General features: G+C 73.2%; 19 protein-coding genes and 1 pseudogene. 6 read left to right on the forward strand and 14 right to left on the reverse strand.

The window, feature by feature from the left end:
- Both E4P40_RS18690 and E4P40_RS28605 read right to left on the reverse strand, forming a co-directional pair.
- A pseudogene (locus tag E4P40_RS18690) lies at positions 1–1,336 on the reverse strand (NAD-glutamate dehydrogenase domain-containing protein); the annotation flags it as partial.
- 58 nt (positions 1,337–1,394) lie between these two features.
- Complete coding sequence (locus E4P40_RS28605) at positions 1,395–1,766, reverse strand: phage holin family protein (protein WP_135160009.1); 372 nt, start codon at positions 1,764–1,766, stop codon at positions 1,395–1,397.
- A 118-nt stretch (positions 1,767–1,884) separates the two neighbouring features.
- Here E4P40_RS28605 and E4P40_RS18700 point away from each other — a divergent pair, with 118 nt between their 5' ends.
- From E4P40_RS18700 to E4P40_RS18715, 4 genes are all read left to right on the forward strand, one after another.
- The gene (locus tag E4P40_RS18700) at positions 1,885–2,334 is read left to right on the forward strand and encodes a hypothetical protein (protein ID WP_135160010.1); all 450 of its coding nucleotides are present in this window, start codon (positions 1,885–1,887) and stop codon (positions 2,332–2,334) included.
- Positions 2,335–2,405: 71 nt separating this feature from the next.
- Positions 2,406–2,876 carry a hypothetical protein gene (locus E4P40_RS18705; protein WP_135160011.1) on the forward strand — a complete coding sequence of 157 codons (471 nt, stop codon included), beginning with the start codon at positions 2,406–2,408 and terminating at the stop codon, positions 2,874–2,876.
- Positions 2,877–2,940: 64 nt separating this feature from the next.
- A complete protein-coding gene (locus E4P40_RS18710) occupies positions 2,941–3,408 on the forward strand; it encodes a hypothetical protein (RefSeq protein WP_135160012.1) in 468 nt (155 codons plus the stop codon).
- A gap of 80 nt (positions 3,409–3,488) precedes the next feature.
- Positions 3,489–4,682: an ATP-binding protein gene (locus tag E4P40_RS18715; protein ID WP_135160013.1), complete on the forward strand. Its 1,194-nt coding sequence runs from the start codon at positions 3,489–3,491 to the stop codon at positions 4,680–4,682.
- Between the two features lie 66 nt (positions 4,683–4,748).
- Here the strand turns inward: E4P40_RS18715 and E4P40_RS18720 are convergent, their stop codons facing one another.
- On the reverse strand, positions 4,749–6,521 hold the full coding sequence (locus E4P40_RS18720; protein WP_135160014.1) for a SpoIIE family protein phosphatase: 1,773 nt from the start codon (positions 6,519–6,521) through the stop codon (positions 4,749–4,751).
- Positions 6,522–6,752: 231 nt separating this feature from the next.
- On the opposite strand from E4P40_RS18720, the gene E4P40_RS18725 reads away from it, so the two are divergent.
- Both E4P40_RS18725 and E4P40_RS18730 read left to right on the forward strand, forming a co-directional pair.
- On the forward strand, positions 6,753–8,396 hold the full coding sequence (locus E4P40_RS18725) for a SpoIIE family protein phosphatase (RefSeq protein ID WP_245160430.1): 1,644 nt from the start codon (positions 6,753–6,755) through the stop codon (positions 8,394–8,396).
- Positions 8,397–8,475: 79 nt separating this feature from the next.
- Positions 8,476–8,976, forward strand: coding sequence for an ATP-binding protein (locus tag E4P40_RS18730; RefSeq protein ID WP_135160015.1), 501 nt, complete (start codon positions 8,476–8,478; stop codon positions 8,974–8,976).
- A gap of 104 nt (positions 8,977–9,080) precedes the next feature.
- Here E4P40_RS18730 and E4P40_RS18735 read toward each other — a convergent pair whose 3' ends face one another.
- From E4P40_RS18735 to E4P40_RS28195, 11 genes are all read right to left on the reverse strand, one after another.
- A complete protein-coding gene (locus tag E4P40_RS18735; RefSeq protein ID WP_135160016.1) occupies positions 9,081–9,569 on the reverse strand; it encodes a hypothetical protein in 489 nt (162 codons plus the stop codon).
- Positions 9,566–9,934 carry a response regulator gene (locus E4P40_RS18740; protein WP_245160431.1) on the reverse strand — a complete coding sequence of 123 codons (369 nt, stop codon included), beginning with the start codon at positions 9,932–9,934 and terminating at the stop codon, positions 9,566–9,568. The genes E4P40_RS18735 and E4P40_RS18740 overlap by 4 nt, the downstream gene beginning before the upstream one ends.
- Complete coding sequence (locus E4P40_RS18745) at positions 9,931–10,476, reverse strand: chemotaxis protein CheX (RefSeq protein WP_135160017.1); 546 nt, start codon at positions 10,474–10,476, stop codon at positions 9,931–9,933. The genes E4P40_RS18740 and E4P40_RS18745 overlap by 4 nt, the downstream gene beginning before the upstream one ends.
- Entirely contained in the window at positions 10,473–10,844 is a 372-nt protein-coding gene (locus tag E4P40_RS18750; RefSeq protein WP_245160432.1) for a response regulator, read from the reverse strand. The genes E4P40_RS18745 and E4P40_RS18750 overlap by 4 nt, the downstream gene beginning before the upstream one ends.
- A 14-nt stretch (positions 10,845–10,858) precedes the next feature.
- Positions 10,859–11,683, reverse strand: a complete 825-nt coding sequence (locus E4P40_RS18755; RefSeq protein ID WP_135160019.1) for a protein-glutamate O-methyltransferase CheR — start codon at positions 11,681–11,683, stop codon at positions 10,859–10,861.
- Positions 11,680–12,771: a chemotaxis response regulator protein-glutamate methylesterase gene (locus tag E4P40_RS18760; RefSeq protein ID WP_135160020.1), complete on the reverse strand. Its 1,092-nt coding sequence runs from the start codon at positions 12,769–12,771 to the stop codon at positions 11,680–11,682. Before E4P40_RS18760 ends, E4P40_RS18755 begins: the two co-directional genes overlap by 4 nt.
- A 426-nt stretch (positions 12,772–13,197) precedes the next feature.
- Positions 13,198–14,124: a hypothetical protein gene (locus E4P40_RS18765; protein WP_245160433.1), complete on the reverse strand. Its 927-nt coding sequence runs from the start codon at positions 14,122–14,124 to the stop codon at positions 13,198–13,200.
- A gap of 117 nt (positions 14,125–14,241) precedes the next feature.
- Positions 14,242–15,924 carry a methyl-accepting chemotaxis protein gene (locus E4P40_RS18770; protein ID WP_135160021.1) on the reverse strand — a complete coding sequence of 561 codons (1,683 nt, stop codon included), beginning with the start codon at positions 15,922–15,924 and terminating at the stop codon, positions 14,242–14,244.
- A 196-nt stretch (positions 15,925–16,120) separates the two neighbouring features.
- Positions 16,121–16,573: a chemotaxis protein CheW gene (locus E4P40_RS18775; RefSeq protein ID WP_209305408.1), complete on the reverse strand. Its 453-nt coding sequence runs from the start codon at positions 16,571–16,573 to the stop codon at positions 16,121–16,123.
- A 1-nt stretch (position 16,574) separates the two neighbouring features.
- Entirely contained in the window at positions 16,575–19,046 is a 2,472-nt protein-coding gene (locus E4P40_RS18780) for a chemotaxis protein CheW (RefSeq protein ID WP_135160022.1), read from the reverse strand.
- Positions 19,047–19,191: 145 nt separating this feature from the next.
- Positions 19,192–19,400, reverse strand: a 209-nt coding sequence (locus tag E4P40_RS28195) for a hypothetical protein (protein WP_167762299.1), incomplete at its 5' end; no start/stop codon positions are given.

The following is a 19,400-nucleotide window of genomic DNA, read 5'->3' on the forward strand; positions in this document are numbered from 1 at the left end:
ACCGCCCGGTCGGGTCCTGCCGGAGGAACAGCCGGGTCTGCCGGCGCTCCTGCAGGTGCAGGACCGCGGTCGCGACCGGCAGCAGCTCGTCGGCGCCGACCTGGATCAGCTCGTCCCGCGGATAGGTCTCGAGGACGTCGAGCAGCTCCTTGCCGGTGTGGCTGTCGGCCGGCACCCCTGAGCGGGCGATCACCTCGGCCACGCGGCGGCGCACGAGCGGGACGTCGACGACGCTGGTCGTGTACGCCGTCGAGGGGAACAGCCCGACGAAGCGCAGCTGGCGGGTCGGGCCGCCGTCGGCCGGCAGGCTCACCGCGATCAGGTCCAGCCAGGCCCGCCGGTGCACGGTCGAGCGGGCGTCGGCCTTCGTGACGGCGACCAGGTGCTGCGCGGGGGAGCGGGACGCCTCGGGCATGACGGCAGCGCTCATGTCGGTGTCGCTGCGGAGGACGCCCAGTCCGGAGCCGGGCACCGCGCGGGCGGTGAGCTTGCCGCGCGCGGGGGCGAGGTCGACGTCCCGGGCGCCGAGGAAGACGAAGTTCCCCTCGGCCAGCCAGCGGAGCAGCGCGGCGGCCTCGGCGGGATCGTCGGCGGGGTCCTCCACGGCCGGCCCGGCGAGCGAGTCGAGCCGGGCGGCGAGCTCCAGCACCCGGGACCGCAGCCGTTCGGCGTCCTCGTCCACCGCCCGGACGTCGTCGAGGACCGTCCGCAGCCCGTTGACCAGGTCCGCGGCGGCCTCGTCGTCCAGTGGCCCGTCGAGGACGACGGCCATCCACGACTCGGTCAGCGCATCGGAGCCGCAGCCGACGGCGAGGCTGCTGTCGCAGAACGCCTTGATCCGGCCGCGCAGGTCGCGCCGGACGACGACCACCGGATGGACGATGTGGGCGAGGGAGACGCCCTGGCGGACGACCTCGGCGGTGACCGAGTCGACCAGGTACGGCATGTCGTCGGTGACCAGGCGGATGACGGCACGGCCGTCGTCGAGCCGATGCACGTCGACGGTGGCGGATCCCGGGGGCCGCACCTCGGCCAGGCGGAGGTGCCCGATCGCCAGCCCGGCGAGCTCGGTGGGCTCGTGCCCGATGACCTCGGCGGCCGGCTCGCTCCAGTAGTAGCGCTGCAGGAGGGCGGGCAGGTCGTCGGGCGTGCAGCCCGCCGGCAGCCGGTCCGTGCGGGTCAGCTCGCCGACGGCCGCCTCGGCAGCGCGGTCGAGCAGCTGACGCTTCTCGTCACGGGCGGCCTCGAGTGCGGCGAGCTCGGACAGGGTTCCTGACGAGGGCCCGCCGTCCGGTCCGCGCACCGGGGTCTCCGGGGCAACGGTGGTGCTGGCCATGTCCGGCCACGCTACTGCGATCGGGAGTGGCCGTCACGGCGACGCGACGGGGGAGGGTTCAACGGTCGAGCAGCTGGTCGGCCACCCACCCGACCACGGCCAGGATCAGCCCGCCGATGATCGCCGTGCCGAATCCGTCGATCGTCAGCCGGTCGGTGATCCCCGCCGTCAGCGCGAGCAGGGCCGCATTGATCACGATGAGGAACAGCCCGAGGGTCAGCAGCACGAACGGGAGGGACAGCAGCCGCAGGATCGGACCGACGACGGCGTTGACGACACCGAAGACGAGCCCGATCCAGAGGTAGGTGCCGTAGATGCCCAGCGGGCCGTCGGGGTTCTCCTGGACGTTGAGCCCGTCGAGCACGTCGTACTTCGTCAGGACGAAGAACGCCGCCGCGAGGATGACGACTTTGACCGCGAACTTGATCACGGCCGCCACGCTAGCGGGGACGCGGTCACCGACGGGGGATCTCGCCCCGCCCGGCGTCGGCGCAGGGCGTCGGTCCGGGACGGTGGCGGACACCGGCCGACGGCGCGAGGATCGGGACGTGGCCACGACGGGCGAGCCACTCGCGCTGCGGTCGCCGGGTTGGGTGCGGGCGTTCGGCGTGCTGTTCGCCGTGGCCTGGGTGTTCCCGTTCGTCACCCAGGCACGGCTGCGGGAGGAATTCCTGGTGCCGGGCGGGATCATCGCGCTGCTCGTCGTCGCCTTCGTGGTCCGGACCGTCCTCTGCAGCGTCGTCGGGACCGCGGACGGGCGGTTGACGGCCCGCAACAGGTGGTCGACCCGCACCTTCCTGCGGACCGACATCCGGGCGGTGGGCATCGAGCGGCCCGACGGCCGGGGATGGGCCGTGCTGCTCCTGCTCGAGGACGGCTCCCGGCATCCCCTGGACGTGACCGAGACGCCGTTCCTCGGGCCGTCGCTGGAGCGGCTCGAGCGGCAGGTCGCCGAGATCCGCGCCTGGCTGGAGGGCCGCCCGCGCTCGTTCGCCTGACCGGGGGTTCTCGGGGCGTCTCATCGTGTCTAGCGCCGCCACTAGAGAGGTGCAGACGTGACAATCCCCGTGTGACCTCGACCGGCGTCCAGCTCCGCCTCCGACCGCCGGTGTGGGCGCGCGTGTGGGTGACGGTGTTCCCCGTCGTCCTCGCGGTCGTCCTGGTGCTCGCCGTCGAACCCGGGGCTGACGGGTGGGCAGTGGTCCGCGACATCGGTGTCGCTGTGTTCGCGGCGCTCCTCGGCTGGCGGCTGTTCCAGCAGGCGGTGATCGGAACCGGTGACGGGCGGTTGGTCGTGCGCAACATGTGGCGGTCGCTCGCCCTGCGCCGGGAGGACGTGCACGAGGTGACCGTCGACCCGGCGAACGGTCGGCGCATCCGGGGCGGGGGCTGGGCGGTGTGGCTTCACCTGCGCTCTGGTTCGCCGGTACGACTCGACGTCACGCACGTCCCCTTCGGCGGACCGTTCTCGGGTCGACTGGAGCGGGAAGCCGAGCAGGTCCGGGCGTGGCTGGCCGTCGGTCCCCAGCCGTTCCTCTGAGGCGGCAGGCGACACGCGGGAGAGCGTTCCGGCCCTCGCCGGGAGCGGCCATACGGTGCTCGACATGAATCCGGTGCCGGCTCCTGCCGACGTGCGGCTCTCGCTCCGGCCGCCCACCTGGCTGCGCGTCTGGGTGGCGGTCTTCCCTCTCCTGTTCGTGGTCTTCCTGGTCGTCGTCGTGGCGCCGGAGCAGGGCGCGCGGGCCTGGATCTTCGCCGGCGGGTTCGCGGTCACCGCCCTGCTGGGCCGGCGCCTGTTCCGCCTCGCCGTCCTCGGCACGGCCGACGGGCGCCTGGTGGTCCGCAACCACTGGCAGGACCACACCCTGCGGCGCGAGGACATCGCGGACGTGACGGTCGGTCAGGGGGTGGGCCGCGGAGGCACGAACCGATCGGTGCGCGTGCTGCTGCACGGTGGGGCGTCGGTTCCCCTGGAGGTCACGGCCACCTCGTTCCGGCCCAACGTCCCCACCCGGCTCCAGCACCAGGCAGAGGCGGTCCGCACCTGGGTGTCCGCGGGGGCTCAGCCGTAACTCCGACCCCACGCGACACGCGCTAGACCGTTCTACCGATGTCTAGGGCGCCGGCTAGAGAACGCCATACGGTGCTCGACATGGATCCGGTGCGGAACCCGTACGCCCCGGGCGCCGGCCAGCGCCCACCCGAGCTCGCCGGTCGGGACGCCGAGCTGTCGGCGTTCGACGTCGTCCTCGAGCGGATCGCGCACGGCCGGCCGGAGCGTTCCCTCGTGCTCACCGGCCTCCGCGGAGTCGGGAAGACGGTGCTGCTCAACCAGCTGCGGTCGGCGGCGATCTCCCGCGGCTGGGGCACCGGCAAGATCGAGGCCCGGCCGGAGCAGTCGCTGCGCCGCCCGGTCTCCTCCGCGCTGCACATGGCGCTGCGGGAGCTCGGACCGCGCCACCGCGACCAGGAGTCGATCGAGGAAGTCCTCGGCGTCCTCAAGGCGTTCGCCCAGCGGCTGACGCCGGACACGGCGAAGGTCCGCGACCGGTGGCAGCCGGGCATCGACGTCCCCGCCGCGACGGGGCGTGCCGACTCCGGCGACATGGAGATCGACCTCGTCGAGCTGCTCAGCGACGCCGCCGGGGTGGCCGCCGACATCGGCAGCGGCATCGCGCTGTTCATCGACGAGATGCAGGACGTGCAGCCCGACGACGTCTCCGCGATCTGCGCGGCCTGCCACGAGCTGTCGCAGCAGGGGGCGCCGCTGATCGTCGTCGGCGCCGGGCTCCCGCACCTGCCCGCCGTCCTCAGCGCCTCGAAGAGCTACTCCGAGCGGCTGTTCCGGTACCTGCGCATCGACCGGCTGGACCGGGAGGCGGCCGACCACGCCCTGCTGGCGCCCGCCGCGCGCGAGGGCGTGGAATTCGAGCGCGCCGCGCTCGACGCCCTGTACGCCGCCGCCGACGGCTACCCGTACTTCGTGCAGGCCTACGGCAAGGTCACGTGGGACGTCGCGGCGGCCTCCCCCGTCACCGCGGACGACGTCGCCATGGCCGCCCCCGTGGCCGAGGCCGAGCTCGCCGTCGGCTTCTTCGGGTCCCGGTACGACCGGGCCACCCCGGCCGAGCGCGAGTACATGCACGCGATGGCCGACCTGGGCGGGCCGAACGGCGCAGCGGTGGCGACGTCGGAGGTCGCGGTGTCGCTGGGCCGCAAGCCCGCGTCCCTGTCCCCCGCCCGCGACTCGCTGATCAAGAAGGGGCTGGTCTACTCGGCCGAGCGGGGCTCGATCGCCTTCACCGTGCCGCACTTCGGCCGATATCTCCTGCGCCACCCGGACTAGCCCGACAGGTGCCGAAGTCGCCCTTTCGGCACCTGCGGACAGGTGCCGAAAGCGCGGTTCTGGCACTTAGACGGTCTGGACGAACACCTCGGGCAGGCGCTCGGGCCCGGCTTCCGGGGGACGGTCGGCGTGCACCGGGTGGGCCCGGACGGCGAGCACCGCGACGTCGTCCTCGACGCCTTCGCCGAGCAGCTCGGCCAGCAGCCGGTCGCACAGCGCGTCGAGCCGGAGCCCGACCGAGGCCGCGAGGATGGCGCGGACCTGCGCCCGCCCCTCGTCCAGCGGCACACCACGGCGCTCGAAGAGACCGTCGGTGAACAGCAGCAACGTGCTGTCCGGCGGCATGTCGACCAGGCCGTCGACCCGCGGTCCGAGCCAGCCGATGCCCAGCGGGGGACCGATCGGCGCCGCCAGGTCCCGGACCGAGCCGTCGGCCAGCAGCAGCATCGGCTCCGGGTGACCGGCCGAGGCCCAGCGCAGCCGGCGCAGGCCGGCCTCGCGCGCGGCCTCGTCCTGCTCGATCCGGGCCACCAGCGCCGTGGCCAGCGTCGGCACGGCCAGGCCGACCAGCGCGTGGTCGACGCGGCGCAGCACCCCGGCGGGCTCCTCCAGGCGGTCGAACGCGATCCCGCGGACCAGCGTCTTCACCTGGCCCATGGCCGCGGCGGCCTCGATGTCGTGGCCCATTACGTCCCCGATGACCAGCACGGTGTCGCCGTCCGGCTGCAGGAACGCGTCGTACCAGTCACCGCCGATCGACACCCCCTGGGTCGCCGGCCGGTAGCGCACGGCCAGTTCGAGGTGGTCGGGCTGCACCGGCGGCGAGAGGAGGCTCAGCTGCAGGCGCTCGGCGACCTGCTGGTTGGCCGCCGCCAGCCGGGCGTTGTCGAGCGCGAGCGCAGCCCGCCGCGAGGCGATCTCCGCCGTCCGGAGCTCCACCTCGGTGTGCGGCCCGCGCTCGGGGCCGTTGATGAGGGTGAACCCGCCGATCACCTCGCCGCGGGCGATCAGCGGGAATCCGGCGGCCGCAGCGGGCCGGAGGGGCGCGAGCGCCTCTCGCGCCTCGCCGTCGGCCACCATCGACGCGACGATGTCCTCGGTGAGCTCCGGGAACACGACCGGCCGGGGGTCCCGCAGCATGCGCGGCACGGGAGCCGGAGCGTTGTTCGTGGCTACCCGGAGGTCCGCGTAGCGGTGCATCGCCGGCACCAGCGCGGGATCCCGGTGCGCGCGCCCGACGTCCCGGCGCGTCCCGTCCGGATCGATGACCGTGACGATGCACCAGTCGGCGAGCAGCGGGACGGCGAGGTCGGCGAAGCGCTGGACGGCCTCGTCCGTGTCGAGCGTCGAGGTCATCGCCAGGTTGATGTCGCCGAGCAGCATGAGGTGGCGGCCCGCGAGCTCGGCCTCCGCGGCGGCGCGGGCGGCCTCGGCAGCAGCGGCTTCCCGCGCGGCCACCGCCGCCGCCCGCTCGTCCTCCGCCCGGCGCCTGGCGGTGATGTCGTCGTACGTGACGACGAGACCGGCGTCGGTCAGGAAGGCATCGGCCCGGAACCACCTGTCGAGCGGGTCGAAGAACGCCTCGGTGTGGCCGCTGGTACCGGTGGCCCGGACGCTGCGGTAGAGCTGCTCGAACGGCCCGCCCACCGCCTCGGGGAACTCGGCCCAGACGTCGTTGCCCATCAACTGCTCGACGGTCCGGTCCAGGACGCGCGCCCCGGCCGGGTTGATGTAGGCGAAGCGCCAGTCCTCGTCCAGGACGAACAGCGGCCGCTCCATGCCCTCGACTGCCTGCACCAGCAGCCCGCCGGGCGGCGAAGCCGCATCGTCCCCGTTCACGGCGTTCACTCTGCCCCATCGACCGCCGTCGGCAGACGTCCGTGGACCGAACGTGTCCGCAACCTCACCCGATGGCGGGGGGCGGCACCATTCCGGCGTTCTGATGACGGGACGTCCGGCCTCCTTGGCACCGGCCGCCGGGATGGAAAGAATCCCGCCCAGACGCTCCAACAAGGGGGTGCTCGGACCTCTGTGGTCGCCCGTGCCGGCGGCCGGACGTGGGAGCTCCGCGTGCAGCACACCGACGTCCCCGTCTCGGAGCACCCGGGCGCGGGCCTCGTCCGCTTCCTCGAGACGATGCCGGCCGCCTTCTGCTTCCTGGACGCGGAGTGGCGGTTCGGCTACGTCAACGCCGAGGCGGAGCGCCTCATGGGACGCTCGCGGGCCGAGCTGGTCGGAGCGTCCCTGTGGGACACCTTCCCGCAGGTACGGGGCACCGTCTTCGAGTCCGCCTACCGGTCGGCGGCGGCCACGGGTCATTCGCAGACGTTCGAGTCGTCGCTGCCCGGCGCCCGCGCGGGGTGGTACGAGATCCGGGTGTGGCCCGGTGCGGACGGGGTCGCGGTCTACGTCGTGGACGTGACCGACCGGCGGGACGCCGACATGTCCGCCCGACTGGCCGGGGCCCGCGCCGCGCTGCTCGCACAGGTGAGCGCCGAGCTGGCCGGGCAGCTGGACACCGAATCCGCGCTGGGCCGGCTCGCGCAGCTCGTCGTCCCCGTGCTCACCGACGGCTGCATCGTCACCCTCGTGGACCGGGACGGCCGCGCCCGCGACGTCGGGTCCTGGCACGTCGACCCGGCCCGCCGGTCGTTGATCCAGCGCTACACCGAGGTACGGCTGGTCACCCTGCCGGCCACGTCCCCCGTCGCGCAGGCGCTGCACACCGGGCTGCCCGCCACGGAGCCGGTGTCCGCCGTCCTGGGGCTCATGCCCCCCGGCCCGGCCAGGGACCTGCTCGAGCAACTGCGGCCGGCCACGGCGGTGGTCCTGCCGCTGACCGCCGAGGCGCGCACGGTCGGCGTCCTCACCCTGTACCAGGACCCCGGTCGCACGGTGACCGAGGCGGACATGGACGCCGCCCGGCGGGTTGCCGCCGAGGCGGCGCGCGCGATCGCGCGGGTGCACCTGCAGAGCCAGCAGGCGAAGCTGGCCGAGGCCCTGCAGCGCAGCCTGCTGACCGACCCCCCGGCGCTCGGGGGGACGGCGGTCGTCGCCCGCTACGTGCCCGCCGCGGAGGCGGCCCGGGTCGGCGGGGACTGGTACGACGCCTTCCTGCAGCGCGACGGTTCGCCGACGCTCGTCATCGGTGACGTGGTGGGGCACGACACGGCGGCGGCCGCGGCCATGGGGCAGCTGAGGGGGCTCCTCCGCGGCATCGCCCACTTCAGCGGGGCCGGTCCCGCCGAGGTCCTGCGCGGGCTCGACGAGGCGATCGCGCAGATGCACACCGAGACCATGGCGACCGCGGCGGTCGCCCGGCTCGAGGAGGAGGACGGCGACGGCCGCACGCGGCTTCGCTGGGCCAACGCCGGCCACCCGCCGCCGATCGTCCTGCACCCGGACGGGACGGTGGCGATCCTGGGCGGGCGGTACGGCGACCTCATGCTGGGGGTCGACCCCGCGGCCGACCGGCTGGAGTCGGTGGTCACGCTGCAGCCGGGGACGACGGTCCTGCTCTACACCGACGGCCTCGTCGAGCGGCACGAGCGCACGCTCGACGACGGGATGGCGCGTCTGGTGACCCAGCTCCGCCGGCTCGCGGGCCGGCCGCTGGACGAGCTCTGCGACGCCCTGATCGAGGGGATGCTGCAGGGCACCCCCGAGGACGATGTCGCGCTGGTGGCAGTCCGCGTCGGCGGCAGGGCGGACTAACTGGGCCGCCCGACGGTTGACGATGCGGATCGGTGGGCATCCGCAAGGCGTCGAGAGCACGGCGACCGGGGGAGAGGGCATGGGGCGACTGGCATGGCCGTTGCGCCCGTTGCCGGACGGCCGGGGCGAGGTGTGGCGCTGGGACCTGGCCACGGTCGCCGAGCTGCCCGCTGCCCGGGCCGCTTTGCGCAGCCGGCTCGGTGGGGTCGGTCTCCCGCACGACGTGGAGGACACCGCGGGAGAGCGGCTCGTCCTGGCGTTCGACGAGCTGGCGTCCAACGCCCTGCGGCACGGCGAGGCGCCCGTCGTCGCGACGGTCGTCGCCGGCAGCGGCGGGTGGCTGCTGGACGTGAGCGACCGTGCGCCGGAGACCATGCCGTCGCCGGCCGTCGACCGCGACCCGGCGAAGGGCGGCATGGGCCTGCACCTCGTGGCCCGGCTGGCCGTCGCGCACGGCTGGTACGTCGACGGCGGCTGCAAGCACGTGTGGGCCTGCCTGCCGACCGCGGTCGACCGGGAACCCGCGATGACACCGCGGTCCTCCGGAGCACACCGCGACCAGGTGCCGTCCCGCACGTGACACAGCGGTCCTCCGGACCGCGCCCCACCGTCGACCCCGTGACGCCGAGACGCCGAGACCCCCACTGCCTCGCGGCAGTGGGGGTCTCGGCGTGATGTCAAACCCTACGGGAGGACGAGGGAGAGCGCGCCCTTTCCGTATCCGGGGACCTCGAGGGCGAGGTCGATCCGGTTGAAGTTGGCGAGCATGCCCTCGATGTCCCCGGGGAGGTCCTCCCCAGGGGCGTAGAGCTTGTGCAGCTTCGAGTGCGGGGCGCCCGGGGTGTTGAGCAGTGCCGACAGCACGTTCACGACCTCGTGCAGCGCCTCGACCATCATCGCGCTCAGCTCGCGGTCCTCCTCGACGGCGTCCTGCGCCCCCCCGGGCGGCAGCAGGGCCAGCGCGGCACCGGTGTAGGCCGACGCGCCCAGGTCCATGACGCAGAGGGCGTTGACGGCCAGGTGCGGGTCGACGTAGACGGCGACGGACACCGGCTCGTCGAGGGTGGGCGTGACCGGGGCACCCGGGTTCACGGCGACCGGCTTGCCCACCAGTCCGGTGAGCATGTCGCGCACGTCCTTGGCGGCGGGCAGCTCGACGGTTCCGGTGGTCATGAGATGACCCCGTCCAGGTGCTCCTTGAACGTGTCCTCGGTGAACGGCTTCGCGATGAGGAACAGGGCGCCGGCGTCGGCGGCCTTGGCCCGCATCTCCGCCGAGCCCTCGGAGGTCACGAACCCGAACGGCACCGCCGAACCGGACGAGCGGAGCGCCTGGAGGCACTCGATGCCCGTCATGTTCGGCATGTTCCAGTCGGAGAGCACGAGGTCGGGGTTCTCGGACGTCACCTTGGACAGCGCGTCGGCGCCGTCCTCGGCCTCCACGATGTCGTGGTCGTCGTAGCCGGCCTGGCGCAGCGTGCGGATGACGATCTGCCGCATGACACGGCTGTCGTCGGCGACCAGGATCTTCACTGTCACACCTCGTTCTTGTGCTGGTTGTGCGGGGGGTGGGGCACCGGCAGCGGCGGCAGAGCGCCCTGCACGGAGATGGTGAGCGGCTCGCCGCGCCACAGGACGTCCACGCGGCAGACGTCCTCGGGGTTGCGCACCGCGGGGGCGTCCCCGACATCGGGAAGGCTGAGTCCGGAGGGGCCGGGCAGGGCGGCCTTCACATTGCCGCCCACCACGTTGGCGATCTCGCCGAAGGCGTCGGCGACGTCCTCGTGCTCGAGGAGTTCCGGCGCGGTGTCGCCGAGCAGCGCCCGGGTGAGCTCCGCGGCGGTCTGCCGGCCGGTGGTGAGGACGACGCTGCCGGTCCACGGGCCGACGACGTCGACCCAGCTGGACACGACGTCGGCGGGCAGCTCGCCCGGGATCGGCAGGAGGTATTCGTCCTCGCCGACCAGCGCGATCCACGCGTCCTCGGCGATCGACTGGATCGTCGGCTCGTCGATCAGCTCGGTGATGACCGGGCGGACCTCGCCGGAGCGGCGGCGCTCGCCGGTGTCCGTCGTGCTCACAGGGCAACCTCCTGCGGGAGCAGGCCGAGCAGCGCGAGCTTGTCGCGGATCGCGTCGGCGGTGAACGGCTTGATCACGTACTCGTGGGCGCCTGCGGCCAGGGCGCGCACGATCTGGGTGTGCTCGCTCTCGGAGGTGACCATCATGATCGTCACGCTCCGCCAGGCGGGGTTCGCGCGGACGGCGGAGACGAACTGCAGTCCGTCCATCACCGGCATGTTCCAGTCGACGCAGACCAGGTCGGGGACCCAGCCCGTCTCGAGGACGTCGAGGCCCTCGCGACCGTGACCGGCCGGCTGTACCTCGTACCCGAGACCCTCGAGGATCCCGGAGACGATCCGGCGCATGGCGCGGGAATCGTCGATCACCAGAGCACGCACGTTCAGGCCCCCTTCAGTGGGCGATAGGCGGAGCTGCGGCCGACGACGACCCGCTCCCATGAGTCGTCGACCCCGAGCGTCGTCTCTGCCGCACCGAGGAAGAGCCAGCCGTCGGGCCGCATCAGTTCGCGGACCCGGCGGAGGATGACCTGCTTGGTGGGCAGGTCGAAGTAGATCAGCACGTTGCGCAGGTAGACCACGTCGAACGGACCCATCCGCGGCAACGGTGCCGCGAGGTTGCACTCCGAGGCCGTGACCATCCGGCGCAGGGGCGCCGCGACCTCCCACTCGGTGCCCGCCCGCGTGAAGTGCCGGACGAGCATGGGGGCCGGCAGACCGCGGTTGACCTCGAGCTGGCTGAACCGGCCCGCGCGGGTCCGCTCGACCATCTCGCGCGACAGGTCCGTCGCGGTGATGGCGACGCGGGTCGACGCGTTGGGCAGGGAGTCCTCGAGGAGCATCGCGATCGTGTACGGCTCCTGCCCGCTGGAGCAGGCGGCCGACCAGATCTGCAGGCGCTCGTTCGGCCCGCGCGCGGCGAGCAGGTCCGGCATGACGGTGGAGGTCAGCGCGGTGAACGGGTCGCCGTCGCGGAACCAGGACGTCTCGTTCGTGGTGAGGGCCTCGACGATGGCACGGGTGTTGTCGGCGTCGGGCCGGGACCGCACCGACTCCACGAACTGGGAGACGTCGGTGATGCCCAGCTTCCGGGCGATCGGCAGCAGCCGCGCCTCCACGAGGTACTCCTTGCCCGGCTGGAGCACGATCGCGCTCTCCTTGTGCACGAGCGCGCGGACCCAGTCGAAGCTGGTGGCGGTGAGCGTCATCGGACTCCTCCGGCGAGAACGGTGCCGGTCAGGACGCCGGACAGGTGGCGGGTGATGGCTTCCGGGATGCGGTCCAGCGGCAGGATCTCGTCGGCGAGGCCGGCCTGGCTGATGGCGCCGGGCATGCCCCAGACGACGGAGCTGGCCTGGTCCTGGACGATCACGGTGCCGCCGGCGGCGCGGATCTCGCCGGCGCCGTTGCGGCCGTCGGATCCCATGCCGGTCAGGACGACCGCGAGCACGGCACCGTCGTAGGCGGTGACCGCCGAGCGGAACAGCGGGTCGACGGCGGGCCGGCAGAAGTTCTCGGGCGGCCCCTGGGTGAGGCCGGTGTGCAGTCCCCGCGCGTCGCCCCGGACCACCAGGTGGTGGTCGCCGGGTGCGAGGTGCACGGTGCCGGGCAGCAGGGGGCTGCCGTCGGCGGCCTCGACGACGCGCAGCGGGCTGAGCCGGTCGAGCCGCTGGGCGAACTGACGGGTGAAGACCGGCGGCATGTGCTGGACGAGCAGGACGGGCACCGGCAGCGACGCCGGGAGCTGGGGGAGCACCTTGACCAGCGCCTCGGGTCCACCGGTGGAGGAGCCGATCACCAGGACGGCGGGCTTCTTCCCGGGGCCGGTGCGCTTGGCCGGCTGCCGCGGCGGGGGGATCGGCGCGGCGGCACGCGCGGGCGTGACGGGACGGCCGGTCAGCGCCTTGATCTTGGGGATCAGCTGCTCGCGGACGCTCTCCATCGACTGGCCGACGCTGCCGACGTTGGCCGGCTTGGTGACGTACTCGTTGGCGCCGGCCGACAGAGCGTCCAGCGTCGCCGACGCGCCGCGCTCGGTGAGCGTGCTGAACATGATGATCGGGACACGGCTGCGCCCGGCACGGATGGCCCGCACGGCCTCGATGCCGTTCATCTCCGGCATCTCGATGTCCATGGTGACCAGGTCGGGCTTGAGCTGGTCGAGCTTGGCGACGGCGATCCTGCCGTTCACGGCGGTACCCACGACCTCGATGTCGGGGTCCGCGGACAGCACGTCGGTCACGATCTTGCGGACGACGACGGAATCGTCGACGACCATCACCCGGATCGGGTTCACGCGTGTCCTCCTGCATTCCCTGCCGGGTCGGCCCGGCAGGCTGTTCATTCCTCTATCGGCATCCGCACCCCACCCTTGAGCGGGGGGCGTGGCCCGACGGCGGCGGCGTCGAGCCGGACCGCAGAAACGTTGTCGCAGGAACTGTCGGGCCTCCCGGGCCATTACTGGAACAGGTCGGGCACAACCGTTACAAAATGGTCCGGCGACCGGCATCAGGGAAATCGGGAAAACGTTTCGCGTATTTGTCGACACGGCCGGGAAGGCCATTCCGGGCGACCGCCGGAATCGGCATCGACGAGCGGCTGACGTGGGCCGATGCATCCGCCGCGAGACGAGCGAGCCCGACGGTCGGCGGTCAGCGACGACGGAAGAGCCGCCGGGGGAGCAGATGACCGGCGGTCGGTCCGGTCGGTGAGTCCGGGGCGGTCAGCGGCTGCCGGTGACCCGCAGCCACGGAGCGCGCAGCACCGCGAGCGAACCCTCGTCCAGCAGGTCGGCCATCGCCGTCCCCTGGACGACGCCCGCGAGGGCGTTCCAGGTGCCGGAGGCACCGTCGGCGATGCCGAAGCCGCCGTCGAGGAAGGCCTGGACCGCGTGCAGCTGGGAGGCGGCGAGGGCGCGGGTGCGCCCCGAGACGTGCGCGGCCCACGAGGCCTCGTGCATGGCGGCCGCCCACGGGCGGTGGTCGGCGCGGCCCTCGTCGACGGCCGCGCGCCACTGGTCGCGGCCGCTGTCGTCCAGCGCCCGGACGGCGTCCAGCAGCCCGGCCACGTCGCCGCCGGCGGCCCCGAGGTCGGCACCGACCGGCAGGGGCGTCACCGCACCGCGGTCGAGCACGCGGTCGAACGGCCCGGTGAGCTCACGCCGGACCAGCGGAGGGAGGACGCCCGCGGCCCAGTGCCCGATCGCGGCGTCGGACAGCACGTCGGCGGCCCGCGCCAGGTCGCCGGGGTCGAGCGCAGCCGCGGCGGCGTGCTCGGGTCCGAGGACGTCGTCCCGCAGCAGTCGCTCGAGAGTGGGGGCGTCGCCGATGGTGCCGCGCTCCAGCTGCTCCACCAGGACGGCGGCGCGGTCGCCGGCGGCGGCCGCGTCGCGCACGTGGGGCACCCCGGCGGCCATCTCGCGGGCCCGGCGGGACCGGACGGCGAGGACCCCGCGCTGCTCCCGGTCGAGACCGTGGCCCGCATGCGCCGCGGCGACCTCGGTCAGACCGGCGCCGTCGGCTCCCAGGCCGGCCAGCAGGACCCCGGCGACCGCACGCCCGGCGGGCAGCCGGACGAGGTCGAACCCGAGGGTCGCGGCACTGACCAGGGAGTAGGGCACGGTCTCGCCTCCAGAGGTGGGTCGCACCATGCTGACGGCGAAACCCCCGGCCCGCACCCCAACCGACTGCGACCGTCACCCCTTCGCGGGAGTGCGAAGGGGAGACGGCCGCGTGGTCGATCCGGTTGTGTTACGAGATTGTCGCTCTCAGTAGCTGAAGCGGGATACCGCCGCCCTGAGCTCCGACGCCATCCGCGCCAGCTCGTCGACCGCCACCCGGGTCTGACCCAGCGCCTGGTTCGTCGCGTCGGCCGCGCCGGAGACACCGCCGATGTTGGTGGCGATCTGCCCCGACCCGTCGGCCGCCTCCCCGACGGACCGCGACATCTCGTTCGTCGTGGCAGTCTGCTCCTCCACCGCGCTGGCGATGGTGAGCTGGAAGTCGTTGATCTGCCCGATGACTGCGCTGATGCGGCCGATCGCCGACACCGCGCCTGTGGTGTCCTGCTGGATCGCCTCCACCCGGCGGGCGATGTCCTCGGTCGCCTTCGCCGTCTCCTGCGCCAGCTCCTTGACCTCGTTGGCCACGACGGCGAAGCCCTTGCCCGCCTCCCCGGCGCGCGCGGCCTCGATGGTCGCGTTCAGGGCGAGCAGGTTCGTCTGCTCGGCGATGCTCGTGATCACCTTGACCACGTCGCCGATCTCGCGCGACGACTCGCCCAGCCGGGTCACCGTCGCGGTCGTCGTCCCGGCCTCCGTCACGGCTGCCGCAGCGACCCGTGCGGCCTCGTTGGCGTTCTGCGAGATCTCCCTGATCGAGGCACCCATCTCCTCCGCCCCGGCCGCGACGGTCTGCACGTTGCGCGAGACCTCCTCGGCAGCGCCGGCCACCACACCGGACTGGGCACTCGTCTCCTGCGCCGAGGCCGAGATCTGGGCCGACGACGCCGACAGCTCCTCGGACGACGCCGCGACCGCGTCCGCGGAGGCGACCACCGAGGTCAGCACCCGCCGGAGGCTGTCCTGCGCCTCTCCCAGTGCCTCCGCCATGCGACCGAGCTCGTCGCGCGCTGCCACCTCGGGGGCGACGGTCAGGTCACCGGCCGCCATGGCCTCGACCGACCGACGCACCGAACCGACCGTGCGGGTCAGCATCCGGACCACCGCGACCGCCAGCGCCGACGCGATCGCGATGCCGACCAGCAGGGCCGTGATGACCTGGGCGGTCACGTCGGACGCGAGGTCCTCGCCCGCCGCGGCCTCGGCCGCCGCCGCCGTGGCCTGGGCGTCGCTCTCCGCGGCGTACGGCTCCATCACGGCGGTGGCGAGGGGCTTCTCCTCGTTGAACCCGTAGTGGGGGACGACGACCGGCGCCACGGCGTCGGGCGCCTCCCGCTCGTCCTCGCCCTCGGCGCCGGGTGCCGGGATCGCGGCGGCGGCCTCGGCGGCCCGAGCGGTGTCGATCGCGGCGAGCTGCTCGTCAGCCATGGCGTAGTAGGCGACCAGACCGTCGTTGAGCGCCGCCCACGCCGCGTCGTCGGCCTGGTGACCGTCGTACTCGTCGACCAGCGCCTCGAGCTCGGCCTGCCGCTCGGCGAGGTTCTCCCGGAGGAAGGTGCGCGTCTCGGCGTCGGCGACGTTGTAGGAGACGATGCGCACGCGGTCGCCCTGGAAGCTGCGCTGGATCGCGCCGAGGGTGTCGAGGGGTACGACCACCTCGCGGTGCAGCCGCTGCTCGGCGTCGCGCAGCTCGTGAACGCCATGGACGGCCACCGCAGCGATGACGCACGCGACGAGTGCCAGCAGGCCCACGACGGAGCCGAGCTTCAGGGCGAGGGGACGGTCGGTGAACCAGCGCAGGTACGCGCGGTCGATAGCAGGCAGACGCATGACGCTCATTTCGGTTGTTCCGGACGACGCCGTCGGCCGGCTCCCGGCCGACCCGGCTCTCCTGACATCGGCGGCCGCACCCTGTTCCGTGGCCATTTCACCCGGTCCCGTGCCGTAACTCACAGCCACCGCAACGCAGCGACCCCCGGCGTCCGTCGGAGGACGGACACCGGGGGTCGCTGGCGGCAGAGAGCCTTCAGGCGCTGACGGCCTTCTGGACGTCGAGGGCGAGCAGCAGCTGCCCGTCCAGCTTGTAGGCGCCCCGGATCAGGTCGCGCCCCTGGCCCTCGAGCGTGTCCGGCGGCGCCTCGAAGTCGGAGGCGTCGACGTCGACGACGTCCGCGATCGAGTCGACCAGCAGGCTGACGGCCTCGCCGTCCAGCCGGACGACGATGACGACGGCGTCCGTGCCCTCGGGGCGCTTCGGCCGGCCGAGCCGCTCCCGCAGCTCGATGGCGGTGACGACCTGACCGCGGAGGTTGATCAGGCCGGCCACGGCGCTCGGAGCCAGGGGCACCCGCGTCAGCTGCTGGCTGCGGAGCACCTCCTGCACGTGCTCGACCTCGATGCCGTAGAGGTCGCCGTCCAGCCGGAACGTGGCGAGCTGACCGCTGGTGGCGGGGCTCTTGGTGTCGATCGACGCGGTCACGTCAGACCTCCAGGAAAGCGGTGGGGACGCCGTCGGGCGTCGTGGACTCGCAGGCCCCGGGCGCGGCTCCGGGGGTGCTGTAGAACGCCGGGTCGGCGGCGAGGATCGCGGCCCGCACGTCCAGCAGCTCGGTCACCTTGTCGCCGAGGACGGCGGATCCGAGCAGCCCGAGGTCGTCGATGTCGCTGCGGACGGCGGCCTCGCCGTCGACGATGTCGAGGATCTCCTCGACCACGATCGCGACGCTGCGGCCGTGGTCGGCGTAGACGATGACCTCGAGCACCTCGCGGTCGGACTCGCCGTAGGCACCCAGGTGCCGGTCGAGACGGACGATCGGCAGGATCGCGCCGCGGTACTGCACGACCTCCCGGTTGCCGACCTTCTCGACGGAGTCGGCGCGCACCTGCTCGAGCCGGGTGACCGTGTCGAGCGGGATGGCGACCCGGCGGCCGCCACCGATCGAGGCGAGCAGCATCCGCTGCCGCTCGGTCTCGACCGCTGCGGCGTGGGCGGCGGCAGTCCGGGACTCCTGGCGGTCGACCGTCTCGGTGCGCAGCGCGCGCCGGGCGAGGGCCTGCACGTCGAGGATCAGCGCCACGGTGCCGTCGCCGAGGACGGTGGCACCGGAGTACAGGCCGATGGCCTTGAGCTGGCCACCGACCGCCTTGACCACGATCTCCTCGGTGTTGATCACCCGGTCCACGACCAGGCCGAAGCGACGGCCCTCGGACCGGAGGACGGCGATGACGACGTGGCCGTCGTGCCGCTCCGAGGCCAGACCCAGGACGTCGGTCAGCCGGACCAGCGGCAGCAACTCACCACGCAGGCGGTACACCTGAGCGCCGCCGACCTCCTCGACCGCGTTCGCCGCCTTCTCGGCGTCGAGGGAGACCAGCTCCTGGAGGCTGATCTGGGGAATGGCGTAGCGGTCGGACGCGCACTCCACCGTCAGCGCCGGGACGATCGCGAGGGTCAGCGGGATGCGCAGCCGGCAGACGGTGCCGTTGCCCGGCACCGACTCGACCTCGATCGTGCCGCCGATGGCCTCGATGTTGGTCTTCACGACGTCCATGCCGACGCCCCGGCCGGACACGTTGGTGACCGCGGCCGCCGTCGAGAACCCGGGCGCGAAGATCATCTGCAGGACGTCCGCGGGGCTCATCCGCGTCAGGGCATCGGCCGAGATCAGTCCGCGCTCGACCGCCTTGGCACCGATCTTCGCCGGGTCGATCCCCGCGCCGTCGTCGGCGACCTCGACCACGACCTGCCCGCTCTCGTGCTTCGCGCGCAGGGTGAGGACGCCCTCGGCCGACTTGCCGGCCGCCTTGCGGACCTCCGGCTTCTCGATGCCGTGGTCCACGGAGTTGCGGACGAGGTGGGTCAACGGGTCCTTGACGGCCTCGAGCAGGGTCTTGTCGAGCTCGGTCTCCCGGCCCTCCATCTCCAGGCGGACCGTCTTGCCGCACTGCAGGCCCAGGTCGCGGACGACGCGGGGCAGCTTGGACCAGATGTGGTCGATCGGCTGCATGCGCGTCTTCATGACGCCCTCCTGCAGCTCGCTGGCGATGAGGTTCAGCCGCTGCGAGGCACGGATCAGGTCCGTGTCGGTCTGCCGGGCGACGTTCTGGACGATCTGGTTGCGGGTGAGCACGAGCTCGCCCACCAGCAGCATCAGCTCGTCGAGCAGGTCCACGTCGACCCGGATCGTGCTGTCGGCGACCGCACGACGCGGCTGACCGCCGGCGCCGTCGGCCGGTGCGGCCTCGCCGTCCGGGTGGTCGCCGGCAGGGTCGAGGGTGGGGATGTCGTACGACGCCTCGGGCGTCACCGTCTCCTCGGGCAGCACCGTGGACACGTCCTCGATCAGGTCGTCGGCGGCGGGGGCCGGCTCCACGACCGCAGCGGCGGCCCTACGGGTCGTCGTCCGCTTGGCGGGGGCCTTCGCTGGGGCCTTCGCGGGGGCCTTCGCGGCGGCAGCCTTGGCAGGCGCCTTGGCGGCTGCAGCCTTGGCCGGCGTCCTCGCGGCGGCCTTCTTCGCGGGGGCCTTCGCGCGCGGGGTGGGGATCACCGGTGCCGGCGCGGCGGGGGCGTCCTCCATGGCCGCGGTGATCGCGGCCACGACACCGGAGACGTCGACCGGCCCCTCGCCGCCGGTGGCCTCGATGGACGTCAGCAGGGAGCGGACGCTGTCGACCATCTGCAGCAGCACGCTGGTGCGGGCCGGGGTCAGCTCGAGCTCGCCGTCCCGCAGCCGGGAGAGCATGTTCTCGCCGACGTGGGTGACCTCCTCGAGCCGGTTGAAGGCCAGGAAGCCCGACGTCCCCTTGATCGTGTGGATCGTGCGGAAGATGCTCGACAGCCGCTCGCGGGAGTTGGGCTCCTGCTCCAGGGCGACCAGGTCGGTGTCCAGCTGGTCGAGGTTCTCGTGGCTCTCGACCAGGAACTCTTCGACGATGTCGTCCAGACCGTCCACCGTTACTGCCTTCTCTCTACGTTGCGACCGGACATGGCGCGCTGACGCGCGCCCGTCCGGTTGGGTCCCTTCCCTTATCGGCAGCGTTTCCCCGCCGCCGACCCTCCGGGGAAGGGGAGGGTCGGCCGCGGGGACGGCCCGGGGATCAGAACGCGAAAGTGGCGGCCGGGCTGCGCAGGTCGGCGGCCGTCGGGACGACGGAGATGGCGCCGGCCGTCGCGGCGTCGAACTGCTCGCGGTACCCCTTCACCACGAGGAAGTCCTCCCGCGCCCCCTGCGGCACCACCGAGGCGAACGCGCTCGCCGTCACCACCCGCGCAACACCCAGCGACGCGGCACCGGACGACCCGCGGT

The sequence above is a fragment of the Blastococcus sp. CT_GayMR20 genome (assembly GCF_004570345.1).